At 67.8% G+C, this 25,029-nt stretch carries 19 protein-coding genes and 1 CRISPR repeat array; of the genes, 15 read left to right on the forward strand and 4 right to left on the reverse strand.

Annotated elements, in window-relative coordinates; genetic code table 11:
* The first annotated feature begins 24 nt into the window (after positions 1 to 24).
* Positions 25 to 897, forward strand: a complete 873-nt coding sequence (locus Q9R19_RS08370) for an oxidoreductase (protein ID WP_311255928.1) — start codon at positions 25 to 27, stop codon at positions 895 to 897.
* Between the two features lie 207 nt (positions 898 to 1,104).
* Here the strand turns inward: Q9R19_RS08370 and Q9R19_RS08375 are convergent, their stop codons facing one another.
* Positions 1,105 to 1,563 carry a VOC family protein gene (locus tag Q9R19_RS08375; protein ID WP_311255929.1) on the reverse strand — a complete coding sequence of 153 codons (459 nt, stop codon included), beginning with the start codon at positions 1,561 to 1,563 and terminating at the stop codon, positions 1,105 to 1,107.
* A 108-nt stretch (positions 1,564 to 1,671) separates the two neighbouring features.
* Here Q9R19_RS08375 and Q9R19_RS08380 point away from each other — a divergent pair, with 108 nt between their 5' ends.
* On the forward strand, positions 1,672 to 2,622 hold the full coding sequence (locus Q9R19_RS08380; RefSeq protein ID WP_311255930.1) for a WYL domain-containing protein: 951 nt from the start codon (positions 1,672 to 1,674) through the stop codon (positions 2,620 to 2,622).
* A 136-nt stretch (positions 2,623 to 2,758) separates the two neighbouring features.
* On the forward strand, positions 2,759 to 3,244 hold the full coding sequence (locus Q9R19_RS08385; RefSeq protein WP_311255931.1) for a pyridoxamine 5'-phosphate oxidase family protein: 486 nt from the start codon (positions 2,759 to 2,761) through the stop codon (positions 3,242 to 3,244).
* Positions 3,245 to 3,380: 136 nt separating this feature from the next.
* Here the strand turns inward: Q9R19_RS08385 and Q9R19_RS08390 are convergent, their stop codons facing one another.
* Positions 3,381 to 4,148, reverse strand: coding sequence for an SDR family NAD(P)-dependent oxidoreductase (locus Q9R19_RS08390; RefSeq protein ID WP_311255932.1), 768 nt, complete (start codon positions 4,146 to 4,148; stop codon positions 3,381 to 3,383).
* Between the two features lie 100 nt (positions 4,149 to 4,248).
* Here Q9R19_RS08390 and Q9R19_RS08395 point away from each other — a divergent pair, with 100 nt between their 5' ends.
* Positions 4,249 to 5,103, forward strand: a complete 855-nt coding sequence (locus Q9R19_RS08395; RefSeq protein WP_311255933.1) for a helix-turn-helix transcriptional regulator — start codon at positions 4,249 to 4,251, stop codon at positions 5,101 to 5,103.
* 103 nt (positions 5,104 to 5,206) lie between these two features.
* Here Q9R19_RS08395 and Q9R19_RS08400 read toward each other — a convergent pair whose 3' ends face one another.
* Complete coding sequence (locus tag Q9R19_RS08400) at positions 5,207 to 5,761, reverse strand: YrdB family protein (RefSeq protein ID WP_311255934.1); 555 nt, start codon at positions 5,759 to 5,761, stop codon at positions 5,207 to 5,209.
* A gap of 99 nt (positions 5,762 to 5,860) precedes the next feature.
* A CRISPR array of direct repeats spans positions 5,861 to 11,410; the repeat unit is 25 nt; unit sequence GGGATCATCCCCGCGCAGCGGGGAG.
* Between the two features lie 116 nt (positions 11,411 to 11,526).
* On the opposite strand from Q9R19_RS08400, the gene cas3 reads away from it, so the two are divergent.
* The 11 genes from cas3 to Q9R19_RS08455 all read left to right on the forward strand — a co-directional run bounded on the left by cas3 (position 11,527) and on the right by Q9R19_RS08455 (position 23,859).
* Complete coding sequence (gene cas3, locus Q9R19_RS08405; protein WP_311255935.1) at positions 11,527 to 14,406, forward strand: CRISPR-associated helicase Cas3'; 2,880 nt, start codon at positions 11,527 to 11,529, stop codon at positions 14,404 to 14,406.
* Between the two features lie 313 nt (positions 14,407 to 14,719).
* The gene (gene casA / locus Q9R19_RS08410) at positions 14,720 to 16,357 is read left to right on the forward strand and encodes a type I-E CRISPR-associated protein Cse1/CasA (RefSeq protein WP_311255936.1); all 1,638 of its coding nucleotides are present in this window, start codon (positions 14,720 to 14,722) and stop codon (positions 16,355 to 16,357) included.
* Entirely contained in the window at positions 16,354 to 17,004 is a 651-nt protein-coding gene (casB, locus tag Q9R19_RS08415; RefSeq protein WP_311255937.1) for a type I-E CRISPR-associated protein Cse2/CasB, read from the forward strand. Before casA ends, casB begins: the two co-directional genes overlap by 4 nt.
* 30 nt (positions 17,005 to 17,034) lie before the next feature.
* Positions 17,035 to 18,162, forward strand: a complete 1,128-nt coding sequence (gene cas7e / locus Q9R19_RS08420; protein WP_311255938.1) for a type I-E CRISPR-associated protein Cas7/Cse4/CasC — start codon at positions 17,035 to 17,037, stop codon at positions 18,160 to 18,162.
* A gap of 10 nt (positions 18,163 to 18,172) precedes the next feature.
* Positions 18,173 to 18,910, forward strand: a complete 738-nt coding sequence (gene cas5e / locus Q9R19_RS08425; protein ID WP_311255939.1) for a type I-E CRISPR-associated protein Cas5/CasD — start codon at positions 18,173 to 18,175, stop codon at positions 18,908 to 18,910.
* Positions 18,910 to 19,584: a type I-E CRISPR-associated protein Cas6/Cse3/CasE gene (gene cas6e / locus Q9R19_RS08430; RefSeq protein WP_311255940.1), complete on the forward strand. Its 675-nt coding sequence runs from the start codon at positions 18,910 to 18,912 to the stop codon at positions 19,582 to 19,584. Before cas5e ends, cas6e begins: the two co-directional genes overlap by 1 nt.
* Before the next feature lie 4 nt (positions 19,585 to 19,588).
* Complete coding sequence (gene cas1e / locus Q9R19_RS08435; RefSeq protein ID WP_311255941.1) at positions 19,589 to 20,533, forward strand: type I-E CRISPR-associated endonuclease Cas1e; 945 nt, start codon at positions 19,589 to 19,591, stop codon at positions 20,531 to 20,533.
* A complete protein-coding gene (cas2e, locus tag Q9R19_RS08440; protein ID WP_311255942.1) occupies positions 20,533 to 20,886 on the forward strand; it encodes a type I-E CRISPR-associated endoribonuclease Cas2e in 354 nt (117 codons plus the stop codon). The genes cas1e and cas2e overlap by 1 nt, the downstream gene beginning before the upstream one ends.
* Positions 20,887 to 21,160: 274 nt before the next feature.
* Complete coding sequence (gene purL, locus Q9R19_RS08445) at positions 21,161 to 23,473, forward strand: phosphoribosylformylglycinamidine synthase subunit PurL (RefSeq protein ID WP_311255943.1); 2,313 nt, start codon at positions 21,161 to 21,163, stop codon at positions 23,471 to 23,473.
* Between the two features lie 7 nt (positions 23,474 to 23,480).
* Positions 23,481 to 23,621: a hypothetical protein gene (locus Q9R19_RS08450; RefSeq protein WP_311255944.1), complete on the forward strand. Its 141-nt coding sequence runs from the start codon at positions 23,481 to 23,483 to the stop codon at positions 23,619 to 23,621.
* Between the two features lie 4 nt (positions 23,622 to 23,625).
* Positions 23,626 to 23,859, forward strand: a complete 234-nt coding sequence (locus Q9R19_RS08455) for a hypothetical protein (protein ID WP_311255945.1) — start codon at positions 23,626 to 23,628, stop codon at positions 23,857 to 23,859.
* Positions 23,860 to 24,003: 144 nt separating this feature from the next.
* On the opposite strand, the gene Q9R19_RS08460 is transcribed toward Q9R19_RS08455, so the two are convergent.
* On the reverse strand, positions 24,004 to 24,969 hold the full coding sequence (locus Q9R19_RS08460; protein WP_311255946.1) for an acetylxylan esterase: 966 nt from the start codon (positions 24,967 to 24,969) through the stop codon (positions 24,004 to 24,006).
* Positions 24,970 to 25,029: the final 60 nt, after the last annotated feature.

The following is a 25,029-nucleotide window of genomic DNA, read 5'->3' on the forward strand; positions in this document are numbered from 1 at the left end:
TCCGAATGAGGAAGGCACCATACGATGACCGCAACCCCGACCACGCTCCCCGGCGGCACCTGGAACCTCGGCGATCGAACCATCGCGCGATTCGGATACGGCGCGATGCAGCTCGCCGGCCCCTGGGTCATGGGCCCTCCAGCCGACCGCGACGGGGCGATCGCGGTATTGCGCGACGCTGTCGCACAGGGCATCACACACATCGACACCAGCGATGCGTACGGTCCGCGCGTCACCAATGAGTTGATCCGCGAGGCGCTGCACCCGTATCCGGAGTCGCTGCTGATCGCGACCAAGGTCGGTGCGAACCGCGACGACGAGGGCGGTTGGCCGACGGCACGCACGCCCGACGATCTGCGCCGACAGGTGCGAGAGAACCTCGAATCTCTGGGCGTGGAGCGCCTCGACCTGGTGAACATGCGGATGGGAGACGCCGAGGGGCCGCAGCCCGGCTCGATCACCGAAGCGATGCAGACCCTCGTCGACCTGCAGCAGGAGGGTCTGATCGATCAGCTCGGGGTCAGCAACGTCACCGCCGAGCAGGTCGCCGAAGCGCGCAATGTCAGTCCGATCGTGTGCGTGCAGAACATGTACAACCTCGCCAACCGCGCAGACGACGCACTGATCGATGAGTTAGCCACAGAGAGCATCGCGTACGTGCCGTTCTTCCCTCTCGGAGGATTCACTCCCCTCCAAGCCGATGCGCTCACCACCGTGGCGACTCGATTGGAGGCGACGCCGATGGCCGTCGCCCTGGCATGGTTGCTGCAGCGCTCGAAGAACATCCTCCTGATCCCCGGCACCTCTCAGGTCGCCCACCTTCGCGAGAACATCACCGGTGCCGCCGTCGCTCTCACGGAACAGGACGTCGCCGACCTCGACGCCATCAGCTCCTGAACCACGGCGCCGGCGGCGACGTCCGCCGGCGCTGATCACGATGAACGGGCTCAGTCGCGGATCGGCGCCGCCGGGCGCTCGTTGAGCGCGGCTTCGAGCTCGGCATCCGTCGCGGGCGCGATCCTGGCATCCGACGGCGGGTGGTCGGTGCAGTAAGCACCTTGACCGGGATGGTGCGACCGGGTACGCCGGCCGCACCGTCCGGCCTCACGCCGCCTGCACGTCGAGCACCCACGTGACCCCGAACCGGTCGGTGAGCATGCCGAAGCCCGGGCTCCACGCCGACGCCGCGAGCGGCTCGATCACCGTCGCACCCTCGGCGAGCCCGTTCCAATAACCGGTGATCTCGTCGAGCGTCTCACCGCGCACCGACTGGAAGAACGTGCGGTCGGTGACCGTCACGCCGTTCTCGCGGGTCGTCGTGCCCGCCATGGCGCCAGGGTCCTCGGCATCCGCTCCCGGGATGTCGTACGCCATGATGCGGAAGCCGTCCTCGTTCTCGAGCTGACCGAACACGATCCTGTCGGCACCGGGTGCCTCCTGCGGCATCCCGAAGTCGCCGTAGGTCGCGGCCACGAGCTGCCCGCCGAACACGGTCCGGTAGAACTCCAGCGCCTGGCGTGCGCTACCGCGGAAGTTCAGATGAGTGGTCGTCTTGATGGTCATTGGCTGTCCTTCTTCCTGGTCCGGAGCCGCTCTAACGGGCTCCACAGGAGAAGACAATGGCCGCAGAAGAGGTCAGTTTCGGTCCTCTACCTCGGCGACAATGAATCCATGACCGGAAGCTCTGCGCGGATGCTGGCACTGCTCTCGCTGCTGCAGACGCAGCGCGACTGGCCGGGCCAGGTTCTCGCCGACCGCCTGTCGGTGACGGTGCGCACGGTTCGCCGCGACGTCGACCGGCTCCGCGAACTCGGCTACCAGATCGAAGCCATCAAGGGTCCCGACGGCGGCTACCGGCTGGCAGCCGGCTCCGAGTTGCCACCGCTGCTGTTCGACGATGCACAGGCGGTCGCGATCGCGGTGGCCCTGCAGAGCGTTCCGTCCACGGGCGTCGAGATGGCTGAAGCCGCCGAGCGCGCCTTGGCCACGGTCCGGCAGGTGATGCCTTCTCGTCTGCGGCACCGCATCGACGGCATCCGCTTCATCGACGCAGAGGAACGCGGCCGTGTCGACCCGGCCGTGCTCGAAGCGGTGAGCAGCGCGGTCCGCAACCGGCAGACCCTCCGTTTCGACTACGGCAAAGAGGGTGCCCCGCCCCGGCGCACCCAGCCGCACGCCCTGGTCGCCCGGAACAGCCGCTGGTATCTGATCGCCTGGGACCTCGACAAGGACGACTGGCGCATCTTCCGGCTGGACCGCCTGTCGCCCCGCGTACCACCAGGCCCGGAGTTCGTCCCGCGACCACTCCCGGCGAAGGATGCCCGCACCTATCTCGCCGCGCGCTCGAAGGGTTCGGATGCCGAGGATCGCTGGCCCTGTGTCGGGCAGATCGACATCGAGCTGCCCGCCCGCGAGGTCGCACCCTGGATCAGCGACGGTGAGCTCGAGGAACTCGACGCACGATCGTGCCGAGTCACCATCGGCTCATGGTCGTGGACCGGCATCCTGGCGACTGCCGCCCGGTTCGATGCACCGTTCAGCATCGTCGGGCCGGAGGCGCTGGTCTCGGCGGCCGCAGAGCTGGCGGACCGCCTGCGGCAGGCCGCGCCCTCCCGAGCGTGACGTCGCCGGCATCCGCTCCCCGACGGTCCGCACGCCTTAGCGACCGCACCCTGCTCATGCAACCCCCTCGCCGGTACCCACCCATCGCGGCATCGTTGACGACTCGAAGACAGACGAGACGGAAGGGTGCACCGATATGACCGACGTCGCTGACGACCGCAAGAAGGTCGCGGACCTGATCAAGCAGTTCCGGTTCGCGATGCTCACCACGCAGGATGCCGATGGAAAGCTCGTCTCCCGGCCCCTCACCGTGCAGGAGGCGGAGTTCGACGGTGACCTGTGGTTCCTCGTGTCGAAGAGCTCGTCACCGGTCGCCGGCCCGGCCATCGACCGCGAAGCGAACGTCGCCCTCAGCTCCGACGACTCGTGGGTCTCGCTCTCGGGCACCGCGCGGATGGTCGAGAACAGGCAGAAGATCGACGAGCTGTGGAACACCGTCGTGGAGGCGTGGTTCCCCGGCGGGCCGGACGACCCGGACGTCGGAGTGCTGAAGTTCACCGCCGAGTCGGCTCACTACTGGGACGTCCCCGGCGGAAAGATCGCGGCCGCGTTCAGCTTCGTGAAGTCCAAGCTCACCGGAGAGCGCGTCGACGGCGGCGACAGCGGCACTGTTCAGCTCTGAGGAGCACGACGAGCGGTGAGATGCCCCGCCCGGGGACCCCAGACCCGGGCGGCTCAGGTCCGAGATCCCCAGACTCGGGCCTACGGAAAGCCCGGGCCGGCAGCAGCCGGCCCGGGTGCTCCCGTTGAGGGCGGCGTCACGCCGCGGCCACGGCATCCGTCCGATTCAGCACCTCGATGACCTGCTGCTGGTCTCCGCGGACCTCACCGAAGCGCAGGAACTTCACCCGCTCGACCAGGATCTCCGCGGCATCCGGCTGAGACCGCAGCAGCCCCATCACCTCGTCGACGTACTCATCGAGAGGCATCGCCGATGGGTCGTCCTGATGTCCCGGAATGATGTCGCTCTGCACCGACGGCGGCACCAGCTCGACCACCTGCACGCTCGTGCCCGCCAGCTGCAGTCGCAGCGACTCGCTCAGCATGTGGATCGCGGCTTTGGTGGCGTTGTACGTCGGCGTCACGCGCAGCGGCGCGAACGCCAGACCCGACGAGACCGTCATGATCGCGGCATCCGGCTGCGCCATCAGCTGATCGAGGAACGCGGTGATCAGCCGGATCGGCCCGAGCAGGTTGGTCGTCACGGTGGCCTCGGCCGACTCGAGCACGCCTGCAGGCGATGTCCAGTCCTCGGCGCGCATGATGCCCGCCATCGGGATGAGCACGTTCAGCTGCGGGTGGCGCCGGATGACCTCACTCGCCGCAGCTGCGATGGAATCGGCATCGGTCGTGTCGATCCGGACTGTGTCGATGCCCGGATGCTGTGCCGCGATCTGCTCGAGCAGCTGCGTGCGCCGCCCGCCGACGATCACCTGGTTGCCGGCCTCGTGCAGGCGCACGGCGAGGGCGAGGCCGATGCCGCTGGTCGCGCCGGGGATGAAGATGGTGTTTCCGTTGATTCGCATGGTCCGAGTCTCGGCAGGTTCTCGGATGCCCGGCAGAGAGCGCTCATCGAGGGATCGGCGATCCCTGGATGCCTCGGCGGCGGGCGCGCATGATGGAGTCATGGATCGCCCCGCCCTCGCCGAGTTCCTGCGCCGACGCCGCGAGCAGCTGAAGCCCGAGGACGTCGCCCTGCCCGCGGGCGTACGTCGTCGCGCTCCCGGCCTGCGCCGTGAGGAGGTGGCGCAGCTGGCGCTGATGTCGACGGACTACTACACCCGTCTCGAGCAGCAGCGCGGACCGCAGCCGAGCACGCAGCTGCTGGCATCCCTGGCCCGAGCCCTGCGCCTCACCGCCGACGAACGCGACTACCTGTACCGGATGTCGGGGCATGCAGTGCCCGACCGGATCGCACGCATCGAGCACATCGCACCCGCCCTGCAACGCGTGTTCGACCGCCTGCAAGACACCCCGGCGCTGATCATCTCCGGCCTGGGCGAGACGCTCCTGCAGAACGACCTGGCCGTTGCCCTCCTCGGCGACAACGTCGGCCTCGCGGGTCTCGAGCGCTACGAACCGTACCGCTGGTTCCTGCAGCCCGAGACGGCCCGGGCGCACTATCCGGCGGAAGATCACGGCCGCAACAGCCGCGCACAGGTGGCGGGACTGCGGGCGGCGTACGGCGCACTGGGACCGAAGTCGCAGGCCGGGACGCTGGTGGCCGAGCTGAGCAGGCACAGCGCCGAGTTCCGTGAGCTGTGGGACAGGCACGAGGTCGCACAGCGCTTCGCCGACCACAAGACGCTGCTGCACCCCGAGGTCGGCGCCATCGAGGTGGACTGCCAGGTGCTGTTCACCGAAGACCGCGGGCAGGCCCTGCTCGTGCTCACCGCGGCGCCGCGCAGCCACGACGACGAGAAGCTGCGCCTGCTCGGCGTGGTCGGGGCGCAGCACTTCAGTTCAGCCCGGAACGCATGATCCCCATTCGTGCGCTGGTGCTGCGGGTGCGATGTGTGGCCGACGGCAGCTGACCAGCTGGTTGCGGAAGCCGGCACGGTCTCGCTGGAGGGCCGGCGTCCGGTCAGGCCGGGCTTTTCCGCCGAGCCCTCACGAATGTCGTCACGGCAACACTGACCGCTGCCACGCCAGCGAACACCACGCCCGCCATCGGAGCACCCAATCCCGATATCGCCAGCGCCGCGGCTCCGAATGCGACCACCTTGACCGCGACGACACCGGCCACCGGCAGGACGACGCGAGCACGAGGAGATGCGAATGCACCCCACAGCACAGCGAGTCCGCTGACCAGCACGAGCGCGATCAGGACCCTCGCCCACCACGGCACGTCGAGCGCCGCTGCCCACCAGGCGACGAAGACGAACATGGCGAGCTCAAGAGCGAACGCCACCAGCGCGTTCAGCATGACGAGCTCACGGACAGGTGACGCGTAACCCTCCCACTCCGCGTCGACGCGCTCCACACCGGCCGGTTCACGAGATTCACGCACGGTTCCATGATGGCGCACGACCATCCTCGACGGCAGGACGACGGCGTTCTCCATCTCCGCACGCCGCGCGAGGTGGAAAACGTCGGCGAGAGAGCCGTGGCACCGACGTTTTCCATCCGCCTCGTCCACGTCGCGGCCAACGGATGCTGTGGCGCCGTCACCCCGGCATCCCTCTGGCTTCGCGCCGATAGACCCGCTTCGAAGACGCGGAGACGAAGGCGGCCGCCAGGGATCATCCCCGCGCAGCGGGGAGCACTGCGCCGCCGTGACTGCGAAAGACACGGACGGGGGATCATCCCCGCGCAGCGGGGAGAACGTCGGGCGTCTCGCCTTGGATAAGCCGGATGTCGGGTCATCCCCGCGCAGCGGGGAGCACGGGACCGGTACTCAGTGCACCCATTTTCGGGTGGGATCATCCCCGCGCAGCGGGGAGCACCGGCCGGGACGTGTCCTGGTGGGAAGCGCAGCAGGGTCATCCCCGCGCAGCGGGGAGCACCCGATCACCGAGACCAGCCCGATGACAGAGATGGGATCATCCCCGCGCGGGGAGCACGATGACGTCGCTGGGGAGCCGGCGCGCCCCGGGGATCATCCCCCGCAGCGGGGAGCACCTGTACAAGGCGGCGATGTGGGGCGGTCAGGCGGGATCATCCCCGCGCAGCGGGGAGCACGGCGTGCATCGCGCTCAGGGCGCGCCCGCTCGGGGATCATCCCCGCGCAGCGGGGAGCACGTGGTCGACCGCCTGCTGCGCCCGGAGTTGTGGGGATCATCCCCGCGCAGCCGGGAGCACCTGGATGCCCTCGCAGAGCAGCGAGGAATCAAGGGATTATTCCCGCGCAGCGGGGAGCACGTCGGTGTCGCGTTCCACCGGACCGCGTTCGCGGGATCATCCCCGCGCAGCGGGGAGCACCATAGGCAAGCGCGCCCGCGTTACGGGACATGGGGCTCATCCCCGCGCAGCGGGGAGCACACGCCGGGTGCGTTCCGCAAGGCGGTGGCGACGGGATCATCCCCGCGCAGCGGGGAGCACGCGATCGGGACACCTCAACGTGACGGCGACCGGGGATCATCCCCGCGCAGCGGGGAGCACTCTGGGATGATCCACCCATGACCGAAGAAGACCGGATCATCCCCGCGCAGCGGGGAGCACCGCACACCCCACCGCCAGAACGATACGAACGTGGGATCATCCCCGCGCAGCGGGGAGCACACGAGCCTCGCGCCGCGCACCTGGCTTGAGAAGGGATCATCCCCGCGCAGCGGGGAGCACCCACCGTCCACACTGGAACCGACTGTGGACGGGGGATCATCCCCGCGCAGCGGGGAGCACCGAGCGTGTCGATCTCCGACCCGCAATCCGGGGTGGGATCATCCCCGCGCAGCGGGGAGCACGGTGATCTTGACGTGCAGCGGCGGTACTACCGGGGATCATCCCCGCGCAGCGGGGAGCACAGGTGCTCAGGGAGCGTCAGCCCGTCGTAGCGGGGATCATCCCCGCGCAGCGGGGAGCACATGCCGCTTCGGGCTTGTTACTCACTCCCATAGGGATCATCCCCGCGCAGCGGGGAGCACGTGTAGGAGTCCGTGAACGTGCGCGGTGCAGTGGGATCATCCCCGCGCAGCGGGGAGCACTCGTACGAGATCCGTGTCACCCTCGCTGACAAGGGATCATCCCCGCGCAGCGGGGAGCACCAGTCCGGGGACGCACCGAACATAAAGAGACTGGGATCATCCCCGCGCAGCGGGGAGCACGCCGACACCACCCGCCGCGCCCTGTCTGCCGAGGGATCATCCCCGCGCAGCGGGGAGCACATCAAGCTGGATGAGCCCGACGCGCCGTCGTGCGGATCATCCCCGCGCAGCGGGGAGCACTGTGCACGGCACCCGAACCGTACGAACAGCGAGGGATCATCCCCGCGCAGCGGGGAGCACATGTTCTTCGCGACCGGGTGCTTCGGAGAACCGGGATCATCCCCGCGCAGCGGGGAGCACGACACGGCCGGCGGGACGATCCCCGCCGACCTGGGATCATCCCCGCGCAGCGGGGAGCACGCGATCCCCCGGCGGCGTTCACGCTGCTGCGTGGGATCATCCCCGCGCAGCGGGGAGCACCCAGGGGTCGCGGTGGCGTGTGGAGGCGGCGGGGGATCATCCCCGCGCAGCGGGGAGCACTGGCTCGGTATGGTCTTCGATGCTGTGGTCGGGGGATCATCCCCGCGCAGCGGGGAGCACAGGACGGCATCCTCTGTGAACAGGTAAGCGCCGGGATCATCCCCGCGCAGCGGGGAGCACACCTCGCGCATCATCTTGTCGGCGCGTGCCCAGGGATCATCCCCGCGCAGCGGGGAGCACCTCATGGGCATCGCACGCGGAGCAATCAACGCGGGATCATCCCGCGCAGCGGGGAGCACGCTGGCCGAGGTCTTCGGCTGCGTCTTCGGGTGGGATCATCCCCGCGCAGCGGGGAGCACATGCTCGCATTCGTCGACGACTGGCCCGACCTGGGATCATCCCCGCGTAGCGGGGAGCACCGCCACCGGCCCCTGCAACCACCTGGAGATCCGGGATCATCCCCGCGCAGCGGGGAGCACCGCGCCCGCGGAAGCGATCAGGCTGCTCAGCCAGTGGATCATCCCCGCGCAGCGGGGAGCACGCGATCGACCCGGGACCGCGGAACCACTCACGGGGATCATCCCCGCGCAGCGGGGAGCACTCCTGCGTGACCTCACCGACCGCATCTCCGACGGGATCATCCCCGCGCAGCGGGGAGCACCGGGCCACGATCAACGGCGCGCCGTGGAAGCGGGGATCATCCCCGCGCAGCGGGGAGCACGGAGGTAACCCGATGCCGTTGCGCGCTGCTGAGGGATCATCCCCGCGCAGCGGGGAGCACATCGTTGCCCCTTCCGATGGATGACTGATGACGGGATCATCCCCGCGCAGCGGGGAGCACACCGCGCCGGGCCGCAGCCCACCGACCAGCGCGGGATCATCCCCGCGCAGCGGGGAGCACAAGAAGGCCATCCGCACCGATCAGGCGGGGACGGGATCATCCCCGCGCAGCGGGGAGCACTCCTTGGGACGCCCGCAGGAACCGCTCGTGCAGGGATCATCCCCGCGCAGCGGGGAGCATCGTGAATGCGTGGCTGATTCGGGTCGGTCTCGGGGATCATCCCCGCGCAGCGGGGAGCACTTGATCGCATCGCGCCAGACGACGGGAAGCTGGGGATCATCCCCGCGCAGCGGGGAGCACAACAGAAGGCCGATGTTCACGGCCTTCAAAGAGGGATCATCCCCGCGCAGCGGGGAGCACCAGGTATACCGTTTCGGATCGAGTCATTTTCAGGGATCATCCCCGCGCAGCGGGGAGCACGCCACCAGCGACACCTCTGGCGCCGTCGCCAACGGATCATCCCCGCGCAGCGGGGAGCACGGTGGTGCCGTGCAGGTGCGTGCCGGGGCGGCGGGATCATCCCCGCGCAGCGGGGAGCACATCGACCCGGCCTGCACGGTGAACCGGCCCGCGGGATCATCCCCGCGCAGCGGGGAGCACCCGGGGGAGTCCATCCGCGTCGACACGTCCGCGGGATCATCCCCGCGCAGCGGGGAGCACACGAGAATCCTGGTCACGTACTGGTGGCTCAGCGGATCATCCCCGCGCAGCGGGGAGCACACGAGAATCCTGGTCACGTACTGGTGGCTCAGCGGATCATCCCCGCGCAGCGGGGAGCACTACTTGGTGCAGCGGGCCACGACCGGACAGTGGTTGGATCATCCCCGCGCAGCGGGGAGCACCACGGCCACGGCCGGCAAGTAGGCCGTCCCGTGGGATCATCCCCGCGCAGCGGGGAGCACTTCAGCTTGCCGTTCTCGACGTCGTACGCGGCCGGATCATCCCCGCGCAGCGGGGAGCACGCGGCGAAGGGCTCTCATGCGGCGACCTGCCAGGGATCATCCCCGCGCAGCGGGGAGCACGATCGGCTCCACGACCTCAGAGAGCAACATGCGGGATCATCCCCGCGCAGCGGGGAGCACGTGCACTGGTGGTGGGGCCCCCGCTCCCTCGTGGGATCATCCCCGCGCAGCGGTGAGCACCTGAGCGGAGGCTGCCGCATGCGCATCTGTGCGGGATCATCCCCGCGCAGCGGGGAGCACGAGTGGGCGCAGAACATCCTCACGATGGTGGAGGGATCATCCCCGCGCAGCGGGGAGCACCAGGGCATCCTCACTTGGGGGCAGCACTGGGGGGGATCATCCCCGCGCAGCGGGGAGCACGGCGTCTCCTGCGTCAGCTCGAAGATCTTCGCGGGATCATCCCCGCGCAGCGGGGAGCACATGGAGTGCCTGGAAAACCTAGCGCTTGATGAGGGATCATCCCCGCGCAGCGGGGAGCACTTGCGGGGCTGGTTCATGGTGGTTCTCCGGTGGGGATCATCCCCGCGCAGCGGGGAGCACAAGATCCACGAGTGGAAGAAGCTCACCGGCCCGGGATCATCCCCGCGCAGCGGGGAGCACATCCTGTCAGGCTCCCACTCGGGCACCTGCCAGGGATCATCCCCGCGCAGCGGGGAGCACGGTCCCGGCGTGGACAACGACACCCGGCAGGTGGGATCATCCCCGCGCAGCGGGGAGCACGACATTGCACCCATGACACAGCAGCGCGCGCACAGGATCATCCCCGCGCAGCGGGGAGCACGTGGACAATGGCGAAGGGTACGACTGGGACGAGGGATCATCCCCGCGCAGCGGGGAGCACCGTGGAGGCTCCCGCGGGCGGTGGGTGGACGCGGGATCATCCCCGCGCAGCGGGGAGCACTGAGCGACACCGCAACCACACCCTTCGGCCTAGGGATCATCCCCGCGCAGCGGGGAGCACTGGCTGAGCAACGCGCTCGGCTGTGAGGTGAAGGGATCATCCCCGCGCAGCGGGGAGCACCGCTCACTACGCGGCATCCTTGGGCGACGCCAGGGATCATCCCCGCGCAGCGGGGAGCACTTCTTGTCGAACAGGCCGAACCCCAGCACTCTGGGATCATCCCCGCGCAGCGGGGAGCACCCCGGAGGGGAAACTCCGGGGCGATGAAGCCACGGATCATCCCCGCGCAGCGGGGAGCACAGGCTGAGGAAGACATCACTCAGGCGCTCGAAGGGATCATCCCCGCGCAGCGGGGAGCACTCGGCCTCGTTGGCGATGATGGCGCGGCCCTGGGGATCATCCCCGCGCAGCGGGGAGCACCCGCACCGCAGTCACCGCCGCCGCGCGCACCCGGGATCATCCCCGCGCAGCGGGGAGCACACCCCGCTCGAGGCGGCCGCGCTCGCGCTGCGGGGATCATCCCCGCGCAGCGGGGAGCACACGAGCACGCTGTTTGCGATCAGCGCGTACAGGGGATCATCCCCGCGCAGCGGGGAGCACTACGTTGAGACGAACTTCAGCCGGTGGGCCGGGGGATCATCCCCGCGCAGCGGGGAGCACTGACAATCGCGGGCCGAACCGTCTACTGGGATGGGATCATCCCCGCGCAGCGGGGAGCACGACAGGGGGGTGATGGTGTGCTCCAGCTGGTAGGGATCATCCCCGCGCAGCGGGGAGCACGTTCAGTTGAGGTTGTTGGCGATGAGGATGCGGGGATCATCCCCGCGCAGCGGGGAGCACCACGCGCCCTGAGCCGACGCACGACGCGCAGTAGGGATCATCCCCGCGCAGCGGGGAGCACATGTTTACCACGGGCATGAAGGCGGGGCAGCGGGGATCATCCCCGCGCAGCGGGGAGCACACCACATGATCAGGAGTTTATCCGATTGCCCGCCGCGACCTGAATCACTTTCGTCCCACTATTCTCAGTGTCATCGACGCCCTCGGCACCGCAAGAGCAGACAGGAAACGCACCCCATGCAGTCGCATGTTCCGCCCCGGTTCAGCAGTCAGGCCAGTTCCGTCTGGGCGAAGAGCTTCACAGTTCCAGCGCAGGCGTTCACGCTGACCGGATGGCTTCCTCTCTACCAGCACCTCGACGACGCGGCTGGCATTGCGGGCCTCCTCTGGGATGAGTGGGTGCCGCGCTCGATCAAGATCTTGCTCTCGCAGACATTCGGCAGCGAAGCATCCGCTCGGCAGCTCCTGGTCTGGCTCGCGGGTACGCACGATGTCGGTAAGGCGTCGCCGGCTTTCGCTGTACAGGTCGAGGAGCTTGCGAAGCGGATGTCGGATGCTGGACTTCCCCTCGATCCGGGCCTTAAAGACGGTGACGAGCGCCGTGGCGCCCGCCATGAGCTGGTGAGCTTCCTCGCGATTCGTGCCTGGTTGCAGAGCGAGCACGGTTTCGACCGACAGCAGGCTGCCCGCATCGCAAGCATCGCCGCAGCTCACCATGGCCGGCCTGCGGGATATCCGGACATCATGCGGGTGATCGACTCGACCCACCTCATCGGGGACGGCATCTGGAAGACGACACGTCGCGAGTTCCTCGACGATGCCGCGACGCGACACCTCGACGAGGAAGCGGTCGATGCCTGGCGGTCGGCATCCATCACCCAGCCGTCCCTGGTGCTTCTGAGCAGTCTGGTCATCGTCGCGGACTGGATCGCGAGCAGTGACCTGTTCCCGTCCGCCGAGCTTGGCAAGGAGCCCGTTGCCGCTACAAGGAACCGCGTGACCGACGCCTGGCGGAAGCTTGATTTCCCGCTTCCTTGGATGCCGGATCCGGATGCCATCGACGCGGCGGCCCTGCTCACTCGGCGTTTCGATCTTCCCGAAGGCGCGACTCCGCACCCCACACAAACCGCTTTCATCGATCAGGCCCTGCGCCTCGAACGCCCGGAGCTGATGATCCTCGAGGCTGAGATGGGTTCCGGCAAGACTGAGGCCGCGCTGCTCGCCGCGGAGATCCTCGCCGGAAGATTCGGCGCCAGCGGCATCTTCGTGGGTCTGCCCACGCAGGCGACCGCTGACGGGATGTTCTCGCGGGTGCTCACGTGGGCGAAGCGCCTCGGGCTCGACATCCCGTCGAACGTCTTCCTCGCCCGCGGACGTTCCGAACTCAACCCCTCGTACGAGCGTTTGACGCGTGAGGCGTACTTCCGCTCGATCGGCGAAGATCGCCGACGCGAGCACGAGTCCGTGATCGCTCACCACTGGTTCAGCAACCCGCGTCGTGGACCGCTGTCGAACTTCGTCGTCGGCACTGTGGATCAGGCGCTCTTCGCGGGCCTCCGCAGCAGATACCTGATGCTGAGACATCTCGCCCTCGCGAGCAAGGTCGTGATCATCGACGAGGTGCACGCCTACGACGAGTACATGCGGGAGTTCCTCATCCGCGTGCTCGAATGGCTCGGCACCTACGACGTGCCGGTCATCCTGCTCTCGGCCACTCTCCCGTCTTCGCATCGGCAGCAGTATCTGTGCGCGTACGACAAGGGCAGGGATGCCCGAAAGCAGCAGGTCACGGATGCCGGGATGACGGGATCCGAGCGCAAGGCGGCTCGCCGCGCTCGGGTCGCTGCGGAGGAGCGTCGGTATGCGGATATCGCAGGCTTGATCGGCTATCCCGCCATTACCGTCAGCTCGACCGAGGGCTCGCCGGTCGTGGTCACCCCGGCCTCGTCGCGGGCGTCCCGCGACCTGCGGATCGATCAGATGGAGGATGATCCACAGACTCTGGTGGAAACACTGCGGGGCGCCCTTCGTGACGGCGGCAATGCCGCCGTCATCCGCAACACCGTGCGCCGGGCGCAGGAGACCGCAGCGCTGCTGCGTGACGAGTTCCCCGACATCGAGGTGACCCTCGCGCACTCCCGGTTCCTCGGGCTCGATCGCGCCGCGAAGGATCGAGGTCTGCTGCAACGGTACGGTCGCGACGGACAGCGGCCGCAGACGAGTATCGTCGTCGCCACGCAGGTGATCGAGCAGTCCCTGGACATCGACTTCGACCTGATGATCTCCGACATCGCGCCGATCGATCTGCTGCTCCAGCGTTCAGGTCGTCTGCATCGGCATGATCGCGAGCGGCCTGCGCCGCTGCGCGCCCCGCGCATCATCCTCACCGGGATGGACGAGGCGGGCGATGTCCCCGAGTTCGAGAAGGGCAGCGAGAAGATCTACTCCCGTGCCCTGTTGCTGCGCACGTTCGCCGCGGTTCGGGATCGCCGTGTGATCACCGTCCCCGATGAGATCGCGCCGCTTGTCGAGAAGGTGTACGGAGACGACGTCGGCTTCGTGCCGGACGGGTGGCGGGAGACGCTGGCGGATGCTGTGCGTGAGCGCCAGCAGGAGATCGACGAGCGCCGGCGGAGGGCGGGATCCTTCACTCTCGGTCATGTGCTGACCGAGGCCGATCTCATCGGATGGATCAACGGCCCCGATGTCGATCCGGAGCTCACTCCTCCCGGCCGAGGCACGGTGCGTGACGGCGACGAGACCCTCGAGGTGATCGTGCTGCAGCGGGACGACGAGGGCATTCTGCGGACGCCCGCGTGGCTGTACGAAGGCGGAGGCATGCAGATTCCCGTGAACGAGGCCCCGAAGCATCCGTTGACGCGGACGATCCTCGGGTGCTTCCTGCGCCTGCCGGCCGGAATGTGCCGAGGCAACGCCCTGGACCGGCACATCGAGACGCTCGAGCGCGCTTTCGACCTGCCCAGCTGGCACACCAGCCATGCGCTCCGGGGGGAACTAGTGCTGGTTCTGGATGCCGAGGGCCGGGGACAGCTCAACGAGTTCGACCTGCGCTACACGGCGGAGAACGGGTTCGAGTACGTGCGGCGGGATGCCTGAGCCGGCGCTCATCCGCACAACAGGAGATACCGCTACGATCCTCACTCATGTTCCCTGCATGAGCGGGGATGACCCCGTTTGACTAGCCGAAGGGCTGTGCTCCCCGCCACCGCGGGGCCGTCCTTAAAGGCGGGAGTCTCGATATATCAATGTTTGTCTAGAGGAAGGGCTACCGGGACGGATAACTTTGCCCTTGACCTTCCTATGTGCCGAGCCCTACGATCTCTCTCAAGCAACAGTGCCACCAGCCTCCGACATCGTCGTCGTCAGGACTTGTAGCACAAGGAATGACATACGTAACGGGAGGTTCTTGATGGATCAGACTCATGCGTCAGAATCATTCGATCTACTCAAGGCCCCATGGGTTCTCGTGCGCTTCTTGGATGGCAGTGACGGGGAGGTCTCCATCCGCGAAGCTTTCCGCCAGGCGGACTCTATCCGGGAGATCGTTGGCGAGCTTCCAACCCAGTCATTCGGGATCCTCCGTCTCCTGCTCGCGATCATCTACCGAGCGCACGAGGACGCCATCACCGTCGACACCTGGACACACTGGCATCGCGACGGGTTGCCATTGGCCGACATCGACGTCTACCTCAACGACCATCAGGATCGCTTCAACCTCTTCGATGACCAGCGACCGTTCTTCCAGGTCGCCGATCTGGCCACGGCGAAGGGGGAGCGCAAGGACGTCGGTCCGCTGATCGCCGACCTGCCCAGCAACAACCGCCTCTTCACCAACCGCGCGGGCGAGGGCGCCGAGTCCCTGTCCTTCGCCGAGGCTGCGCGATGGCTCGTGCACGCACAGGCGTACGACATCTCCGGCATCAAATCCGGTGCCATCGGCGATCCCCGGGTAAAGGGGGGCAAGGGGTACCCGATCGGCACCGGGTTCTGCGGTCTGCTCGGCGGGGTCTACGCACAAGGACGAACCCTGCGTGAGACCCTCCTGCTCAATCTCGTCCCACAGGGGTCGACAGCGGACAGGGATCTGATCGCCGACATCCCGCCGTGGGAGGAGGAGGAACCCGACGGTGCCGCGGAACGCCCAGGGCTGATCCCGTGCGGGCCGGTTCGCCTGTACACCTGGCAGGCTCGCCGCGTCCGACTCTTCTCTGAAGTCGATCGGGTGGTCGCATGCCTTGTCGCCAATGGGGACAAGCTCACCCCGCAGAACATGCAGACGTGGGAGCCGCTGTCCGCCTGGCGGTTCAGTGAGCCCCAGACCAAGGCCGCGAAGCAGACGACCTTTATGCCGCGCGAGCACCTGCCCGGTCGGTCGCTGTGGCGCGGGATCGGTGCGCTGCTGCCTGGCATTGCACCGGTGGTTCCGAAGCGTGATGTGCCCAGCGGGCTTGCTCCCGGTGTCGTTGACTGGCTCGCCCGGCTCGACGACGCAGGCGTCCTCGAGCCGTCGATGCGAATCCGCCTGCGTGCGGTCGGCATGGTTTACGGGCCGCAGAGCTCAGTGGTCGCCGAGGTGATCGACGATCAGGTGCTTCTCCCGCTCTCGCTCCTGCGTGAGCGCAACCGACCGCTCGCCCGTCAGGCCGAAGAGGCCGTCCGATTGGCCGATGACGGGGTTCGAGCCGTGCGCCGGCTCGCCGAGAACTTGGAGAAAGCCGCCGGAGGGAATGGGGAGTCTCGCGCACCGTGGGCGATGGAGTCGGCGTGGGCCGCCCTGGATGCACCGTACCGTGCCTGGCTGCTCTCCCTCGGCGACGACAGCGATGCTCTCGACGCGATCGCGACGTGGAAGTCGACAGCCTACGGAGTGCTTCGCGCTGTCGGCGCGGAGCTCGTCGCGCAGGCTGGCCCCACAGCGTGGGTCGGACGAGAGGTCTCCCGTCTGGGGCAGACCGAGCTCATCACCACCCCCCGCGCTGAAGGCTGGTTCCTCAGCGCGCTGTCGAAGACCTTCGGTTCGCTGGCCAGAAAGGATGCCGCCGCATGACCACCACCGCAGCAGTTCCGCTCTCAGCGCATCTTCGAGAGCATGTCGCGAGCCGCGCGACGCGCCTGCAGAAGGAGTACCGCGAGAACGTCAGCTCAGCCGTTGCTGATCTCGCCATGCTCCGTCGAGGGGTGGCGCAGCATCCCGGGCAGGACGCGCGACTCATTCCGCTGACGATCGCCGGGTTGCATAAGAACCCACAGGGCTTGCTTGATGACATCCCCACCGACGCCGAGTACGCGGCTTTCGCCGCCCTGACGCTCTTCGCTCTGCACCAGCAGTCCCACCGAACTGCGTCGATGCACCGGAACGGATACTCCTTCGGCCGCTCCGCACGCCTTCTCGGCAAACGATCGAACGCGCAGGACGCCGTGCGCCGACGTTTCACGGCGGTGGGCACGGCCTCCTCCTGGGAGGAGACGCTGCACCACACCCGCGGACTCATCCAGCAGTTCCGTGCCCACGACATCCCGCTCGATTACGGGCGCTTCGCCGTCGACCTCATGCGGCTGCGCTCACTTCGCACTGCCGACGGCGTGCGCCTCGCCTGGGGACGCGACTTCTACCGCACCAACGTCGATGACGACACCGAGCCGGATGCCGATGACGACACCGATCGCGACGGCGACGTCGCATCCAACGACTGACCCGAACACGAACAACTGGAGAGAACTACCATGACCCGCACGATCGTCGACATCAGCATCCTGCAGACCGTTCCACCGAGCAACATCAACCGCGATGACACCGGCAGCCCGAAGACCGCCAACTACGGTGGCACCCGCCGTGCGCGCGTGTCGAGCCAGGCGTGGAAGCGAGCCACCCGCCTGCTCTTCGACGACGTGCTCGACAAGAGCGACCTCGGAGTGCGCACCAAGCGCGTGGTCGAACTGCTCGGGGATCGAATCCGGGAACTGCAGCCGGAGATCGACACCGCCCGTGCGCAGGAGCTCGCAGAACTGGCGTTCGCTGCCGCCCGCGTCAAGCTGACCGAGCCGCGCGGCTCCACGAAGGACGAGCCGCTGCCCAAGGAGTCCGGCTACCTGCTTTTCCTCAGCTCGCGACAGCTCGACCAGGTGGCCTCACTGTGCGTCGAAGCGGATGCCAGCGACGATCCGAAGGCGCATCTCAAGGCCGGCGATGTCAAGAAGGCGTTCGACACCGCACACTCGGTGGATCTGGCGCTGTTCGGGCGCATGGTCGCCGAAGCCACCGATCTCAACGTCGATGCTGCATGCCAGGTGGCCCATGCGATCAGCGTTCACGCGGTTGACAACGAGTTCGATTATTTCACCGCCGTGGACGACCACAAGGCGGCTGACGACGAGGAGGACGCGGGCGCCGGCATGATCGGCACCGTCGAGTTCAACGCCTCGACGCTGTACCGGTACGCGACCATCGACGTCGATGCTCTGCAGCGCAACCTCGGCGATGCCGAGGGCACCCGCCGCGCAGTGGAAGCCTTCGTGAAGTCGTTCGTCACCAGCATGCCGACGGGCAAGCAGAACACGTTCGCGAACCGCACGCTGCCCGACGGCGTGGTCATCAGCGTGCGCAGCACGCAACCCGTCAACCTCGTCGGGGCTTACGAGGAGGCGATCGTCGATCCGCAGCGCCTGAAGCTGGCCAGCACGCGCCTGGCCGCGCACGCCAAGCAAATCGATGCCGCCTTCGGAACCACCCCGGATGCGACATGGGTCGTCCGTGTAGGGGACGCGACCGAAGAACTCGACGCCCTCGGGCCCCGGGCATCCCTGAGCGACGCGATCGAGCAGCTCGGGGCGACCGTGTCGGAGCGGCTCTGAGCGCCGCATCATGACCACTCGCACTCTGCTTCTCACCCTCGCCGGGCCGCAACAGGCTTGGGGTACGAGCAGCCGCTTCGCGACGCGCAGCACTGGACAGGCTCCGACGCGCAGCGGCGTACTCGGACTCGTGGCCGCGGCGCTCGGAATGGACCGCACCGCGACGCTCGACCACTTCCGTGGCGTCCGATTCGGTGTTCGGATCGACCGTCCCGGACGGGTCGAGCGCGACTTCCAGACCGCGCGCACGCTCGATGGGAAGACTTCGATGCCGTTGTCGCACCGCTACTATCTGGCTGACGCAGTCTTCGTGGTCGGTCTTGAGACCGACCACGAATTGCTGGGAGAGATTCACGCTGCACTGCGCCGACCTCGGTACCCCCTGTATCTCGGCCGGCGGGCATTTCCTCCCGCGGGACCGATCCCGACAAAGATGGTCGACGCCGATCTGCGCACTGCCCTGACCACCGCTCCGTGGCAGAAACCGAGGAGTCACGGTGAGGCCGCTCCGACATTCCTCGAAATGCTGCTCGATGCCGAACCCGGTGGCCCCGTCGACCTCAGCGTCGAAGACGACCCGATCAGCTTTGATCCACGCCGCCGGCGCTATGGATGGCGTGACATCCAGATCCTGAGAATCGACCCGCCCGGAGCGGAACCCGCCACGGTACTCGGCCAGCCGGAACCCGGCGCATTCGCTCTGCCCGTCCATGACCCGATGCTCCTCGTGAGCGAGGAGGAGGTCTGATGTTCCTGTCCCGCATTCAGCTCAATCCCGCTCGGCGTGACGCGCGCCCGTTGCTGTCGTCGCCTCACACTCTGCACGCCGCCGTGCTCACCGCGTTCCCCGACCCGAGTCCGCGGGCATCGGGCCGCGTACTCTGGCGTCTGGACAGCCACGAGCACCGCACGATGCTCTACGTCGTCAGCCCGGAAGCGCCTGACCTCACCCATCTCGCCGAGCAGGCTGGATGGCCTACGCGTGGCGACACCTGGCAGGTGCGTCCGTACGATCAGCTGCTCGCCCGGATCGAGAACGGGCAGCGCTACGGGTTCCGCCTCACGGCGAATCCGGTGCGCAGTGCGCGACTGCCGTCTGGCGAGCGCGGCAAGGTGTACGGACACGTCACCGTCAGCCAGCAGGAGCAGTGGCTGCTCGATCGCGAGGAGCGGGCAGGCTTTCACATCGAGAACTTCGATCCTGAAGACGAAGCGGTCTCGGCCGAGCGCGCCCTCCGCGTGGTCGACCGCCGCACACTGACATTCTCCCGCCGCGAGACGTCTGTCACTCTCCGGGTCGCCACCTACGAAGGCGTGCTGGAGGTGCGCGACCGCGATGCATTCGTGCACGCGCTCAGTTTCGGCATCGGCCGCGCCAAAGGGTACGGATGCGGGTTGATGACGATCGCGCCGGTCCGGTGACATCATGGCGATCGGAGCCAAGCCGCCCACTCTCCCTGAACTGGTACGCGCTCAGGATCGACTGACCTTCATCTATCTGGAGAAGTGCGCGATCCATCGCGACGCGAATGCCATTACAGCGACTGACGACCGCGGCGTGATCCACATTCCCGCCGCATCACTGGGCACGCTGCTGCTCGGTCCCGGTACGACGGTGACGCAGCAGGCCATGGTGCTGATGGCCGAGAGCGGATCCACGGTCGTGTGGGTGGGCGAAGAAGGCGTTCGTTACTACGCCCACGGTCGATCGCTTGCGAACAGCTCCCGTCTGCTGGACGCTCAGGCAGCCCTGGTGTCGAACCAGTCCGCGCGTCTCCGCGTCGCCCGGGAGATGTATGCCATGCGATTCCCCGGTGAGGACACCAGTGGACTGACCATGCAGCAGCTGCGCGGCAGAGAAGGTTCACGCATCCGGAAGGCATACCGGGAGCATTCAAAACAGTACAAAGTCCCGTGGAACGGGCGCACGTACGATGTGGAGGCCTACGAGGACAGCGATCCTGTCAACCAGGCACTATCCGCAGCAAACACCAGTCTCTACGGCGTGGTGCACTCCGTGATCGTCGCGCTCGGCTGCTCACCGGGCCTCGGCTTCGTGCACACCGGCCACACTCGCTCCTTCGTCTACGACATTGCGGACTTGTACAAAGTGGAACTGACTATCCCGCTGTCCTTCGAACTCGCTGCCGAGCAGCCGTTCGACATCGGCGGCGAGGCACGCCGGCGACTCCGCGACCGCTTCCACGGTGGTGCGATCCTGGATCGCTGCGTTCGTGACATCCGACATCTTCTCCTGCCCGACGACGCCGAAACCGCTGAAGACGACCTCGGCGAGAATGTCGTAAGGCTGTGGGATGGCTCGCGGCGCACGGTCGCTGCTGGCTCCAACTACGCCGAGGTGCCGTTCTGATGCTGGTTCTCGTTCTCACTGCCGTGCCGCCTGGGCTACGCGGATTCCTGACCCGATGGCTCCTCGAAATATCGGCGGGAGTCTTCGTCGGCAAGGTGAGCAAGCGCGTTCGCGAGCTCCTCTGGGAACGGACACAGACGATGGTGCGCACCGGGAGGGCGATCATGGTCTTCTCTGCTCGTAATGAACAGGGCCTGTCGTTCCTCGTGCACGGACATCACTGGGAGCCGGTCGATGTCGAGGGCATCACGCTGATGCTACGGCCTCACGACCCGGCGCAGACTTCCGGCGGCGGACGCCCGCCCGCCACTGGCTGGAGCACGGCCGCCCGCCGTCGCAAGCTGTCCCGATGATGAACATCGTCGTTGGGAACATTTCTGACATCCGATTCCCCGCTCAGGCGGGGAGCACATTGGGAGTGTCGACCAAGCATCACCTGACACTGGGGTCATCCCTCGCGACGCTCATGCGTAGTTAACGCTACGCCGAACAACCAATTCTATGCAAACAGTGTAAGGTTTTGTTTTGTTGGGTACCCATTGAAGAACGGGATGCTGATCAGGGTTTTTCCTTCATCGACCCCGATAGACTGGTGTGAATCTGCGCCTACTTTCCTCTGGAGCCCGCGTGACCACCACTCACATCCCCGACTCCGTCGCGAACGCCGAAGCCACCCCCGAGAAGGAGCAGCCGTACGCGGCGCTCGGCCTCAAGGACGACGAGTACGCCCGCATCCGGGAGATCCTCGGCCGCCGCCCCACTTCGGGCGAGCTGGCGATGTACTCGGTGATGTGGTCGGAGCACTGCTCCTACAAGAGCAGTAAGAACTACCTGCGCCGCTTCGGTCAGAAGGTCTCCGACGAGATGCGCGAACGCCTCATGGTCGGCATGGGCCAGAACGCCGGCGTCGTCGACGTGGGCGAGGGCTGGGCCGTCACCTTCAAGGCCGAGTCGCACAACCACCCGAGCTTCATCGAGCCGTTCCAGGGTGCGGCCACCGGCATCGGCGGCATCGTCCGCGACATCATCTCCATGGGCGCACGCCCGGTCGCGGTGATGGATGCCCTGCGCTTCGGCGCCATCGACCACCCCGACACTCCCCGCGTCGTGCACGGTGTGACCGCCGGCATCAGCTTCTACGGCAACTGCCTGGGCCTGCCGAACATCGGCGGCGAGACCGTCTTCGACTCGGTCTACCAGGCGAACCCGCTCGTGAACGCCCTCGCGGTCGGGGTGCTCCGCCACGAGGACCTCAAGCTCGCCAACGCCACCGGAGTCGGCAACAAGGTGGTGCTGTTCGGCGCGCGCACCGGCGGCGACGGCATCGGCGGCGCCAGCATCCTGGCATCCGACACCTTCGCCGACGGCGGCCCCACCAAGCGCCCCGCCGTGCAGGTGGGCGACCCATTCGCCGAGAAGGTGCTCATCGAGTGCTGCCTGGAGCTGTACCAGGGCGAGCTGGTCGAGGCCATCCAGGACCTCGGCGCCGCCGGCATCTCGTGCGCCACCAGCGAGCTGGCCGCCAACGGCAACTCCGGCATGCACGTCTCGCTCGACGACGTGCTGCTGCGCGACCCCACGCTCACCGCCGAGGAGATCCTCATGAGCGAGTCGCAGGAGCGGATGATGGCCATCGTCGCCCCCGAGAAGCTCGACGCGTTCATGGCCGTGGTGAACAAGTGGGAGGTCGAGACCAGCGTGCTCGGCGAGGTCACCGGCGACGGCCGCCTTGTCATCGACTGGAAGGGCGAGCGGATCGTCGACGTCGACCCGTCCACCGTCGCCGTCGACGGCCCGGTCTACGATCGTCCGGTCGCCTACCCGACGTGGATCGACGCGCTGCAGGCGGATGCGGCGGAGCTGCTCCCCCGCAGCGACGACCCGGCGGTGCTGCGCGAGCAGTTCCTGGCCGTGCTCGGCTCGCCGAACCTGGCCGACACCAGCTGGATCACCAACCAGTACGACTACTACGTCGGCGGCAACACGGCGCTGGCGTTCCCCGACGACGCCGGCATGATCCGCGTCGACGAGGAGTCGGGCCTGGGCTTCGCGATCGCCACCGACGCCAACGGCCGCTACTGCCAGCTCGACCCCTACGCGGGCGCGCAGCTGGCGCTCGCCGAGGCGTACCGCAACGTCGCGGTGACCGGCGCGGTGCCCACCGCGATCACCGACTGTCTGAACTTCGGATCCCCCGAGAACCCCGAGGTGATGTGGCAGTTCGGGCAGACCGTCGACGGTCTGGCCGACGGATGCTACGAGCTGGGCGTTCCCGTGACCGGCGGCAACGTGTCGTTCTACAACCAGACCGGTGACGTGCCGATCCACCCCACCCCGCTGGTGGGAGTGATGGGCATCATCGAGGACGTGTCCCGCCGCATCCCGTCGGGCTGGCAGGACGAGGGCCAGAACATCTACCTGCTCGGCGCGACCGCCGCCGAACTGTCCGGCTCGGCGTGGGCCGACGTGGTGCACGGTCACCTGGGCGGCCTTCCGCCGGCGGTCGATCTGGCCGCCGAGAGGAGCCTGGCCGGGCTGATCTCGGCCGCGCGCGACGAATGGCTGATCTCCTCCGCACACGACCTCTCCGAAGGCGGCCTCGGCCAGGCTCTCGCCGAGGGCGTGATGCGCTTCGGACTCGGCGCGCGCGTCTGGCTCACCGAGCTGATGGAGCGCGACGGTGTGGATGCGGCATCCGCGCTGTTCTCCGAGTCGACCGGTCGCGTGATCGTGACCGTCCCCCGCGAGGACGACGTGAAGTTCCGCGGCCTGTGCGAAGGACGCGGCTATCCCGTGCTGCGCATCGGCGTCACCGATTCCGAGCCGACCCTCGAGGTGCAGGACGTCTTCACCATCTCGGTCGCCGAGCTGCGCGAGTCCTCGCGCGCGACGCTGCCGGCCGTGTTCGGCCCGACGGTCACCGAGCCGGTCGCGGGATGAGGGCACGATGAGTCGCACCGACGAGGACTACGGCGATCTCGGCGAGCGCCGCAACCGCCGCATCCGCCTGGTCGCCTGGGTGACGATCGTCGCCCTGATCGTCGGCGGCGGCGGCGCGACCGCCTTCACCCTGCTGCTGGGAAGCTGAACGGATGCCGCGCCGCAGACGCCCATACGCCACGACCGCGATCGTACTGTGGGTCATCGGTGCCCTGCTGATCGTGCCGCCCCTGCTGCAGCTGGCGTCGGGATCAGCGGGAGCTCAGGGCTTCGCGCCGGTCGGGATCTCGATCGGTGTGCTCCTCGGCATCGCCGGAACCCTGCTGTTCTTCACCGGGCCGAAGAAGCCGCTCGACGACCCGCGCGACGAGCCCGTCGACGACTGATCCCTGGGTGTGCCTGTCGCCTGGGTGACGATCATCGCGCTGATCACCGTCGGCGGTGGCTCGACCGTGCTGAGCCTGCTGTTCCCGTGACCGGCCCACGCGGCAACTGAACCGGACCGGCTCAGCGCAGCACGGCCCGCAACGTCAGAGCAGCGCGGCCAGGAACGCCGCCTGCCGCTGCCACTGCAGCCCGAGCCCGCCCTCGTGCCCGTTGAAGTGATAGTCGACGATGTCGGCGTTCCCGCCCCAGTGGTTGCGCGCCGCATACACCGTCGACGGCGGGCAGACCTGGTCCATCATCGCCGCGGAGAACAGCGCCGGCATCGTCGCACGCTTCGCGAAGTTCACCCCATCGAAATACGACAGGGTCGTGAACACGGCATCCGCGGCCTCCCGGTGCACGGCCAGATACCGCACGATCTCCTGGTACGGGTCCCGGTCAGTCAGCCCGACGGCACGCTCGAAGTGGCACAGGAACGGCACATCGGGCATCGCCGCGAGCAATCCTTCGCTCAACCCGGCGGCGGCGATCGTCAGGCCGCCGCCCTGGCTTCCACCGGCGACGGACACGCGGGTCAGGTCGACGCGCTCCACCTGGCGGATGGCGTCGACCGCCATCACCGCATCCGTCATGACTCGGCGGTAGTAGTACTCGTGCGGGTCGAGGATGCCCCGGGTCATGAATCCGGGTGTCGACGGGCCAGACCCGTGCGGGTCCTCCGTGCCCCCTCCGGTTCCCCAGCCCGCCCCCTGCCCGCGGGTGTCCATGAACAGGTGCGCGTAACCGGATGCCGCCCACGCCAGGTGCTCGTGCGGCAGCCCGCGGCCCCCGCCGTACCCGTTGTACTCGACCACCGCCGGCAACTCGTCGGAACCATCCGCCGGCAGCGTCAGCCAGCCGGCGACGGGGTCTCCGCCGAACCCGGAGAAGAGCACGTCGTACACCGCGACCGCCTGCAGCGGGGAGTCCATACGCGTGAGCCGCACCGGCTGCGCCGCAGCACGCGCCTCGCGGAGCGTGCGCTGCCAGAACTCGTCGAAGTCGGCGGGCTCGGCGACCTCCGGCCGGTAGGTACGCAGCTGGTCGAGGGGCAGATCGAAGCGAGGCATGACAGCATCCTTCCAGAACTCGGCGCGTAAGGATCCGACGGATCCAGGGGCGTCCGGACG

This window comes from Microbacterium sp. ARD32, from assembly GCF_031844385.1.
Classification (GTDB): domain Bacteria; phylum Actinomycetota; class Actinomycetes; order Actinomycetales; family Microbacteriaceae; genus Microbacterium.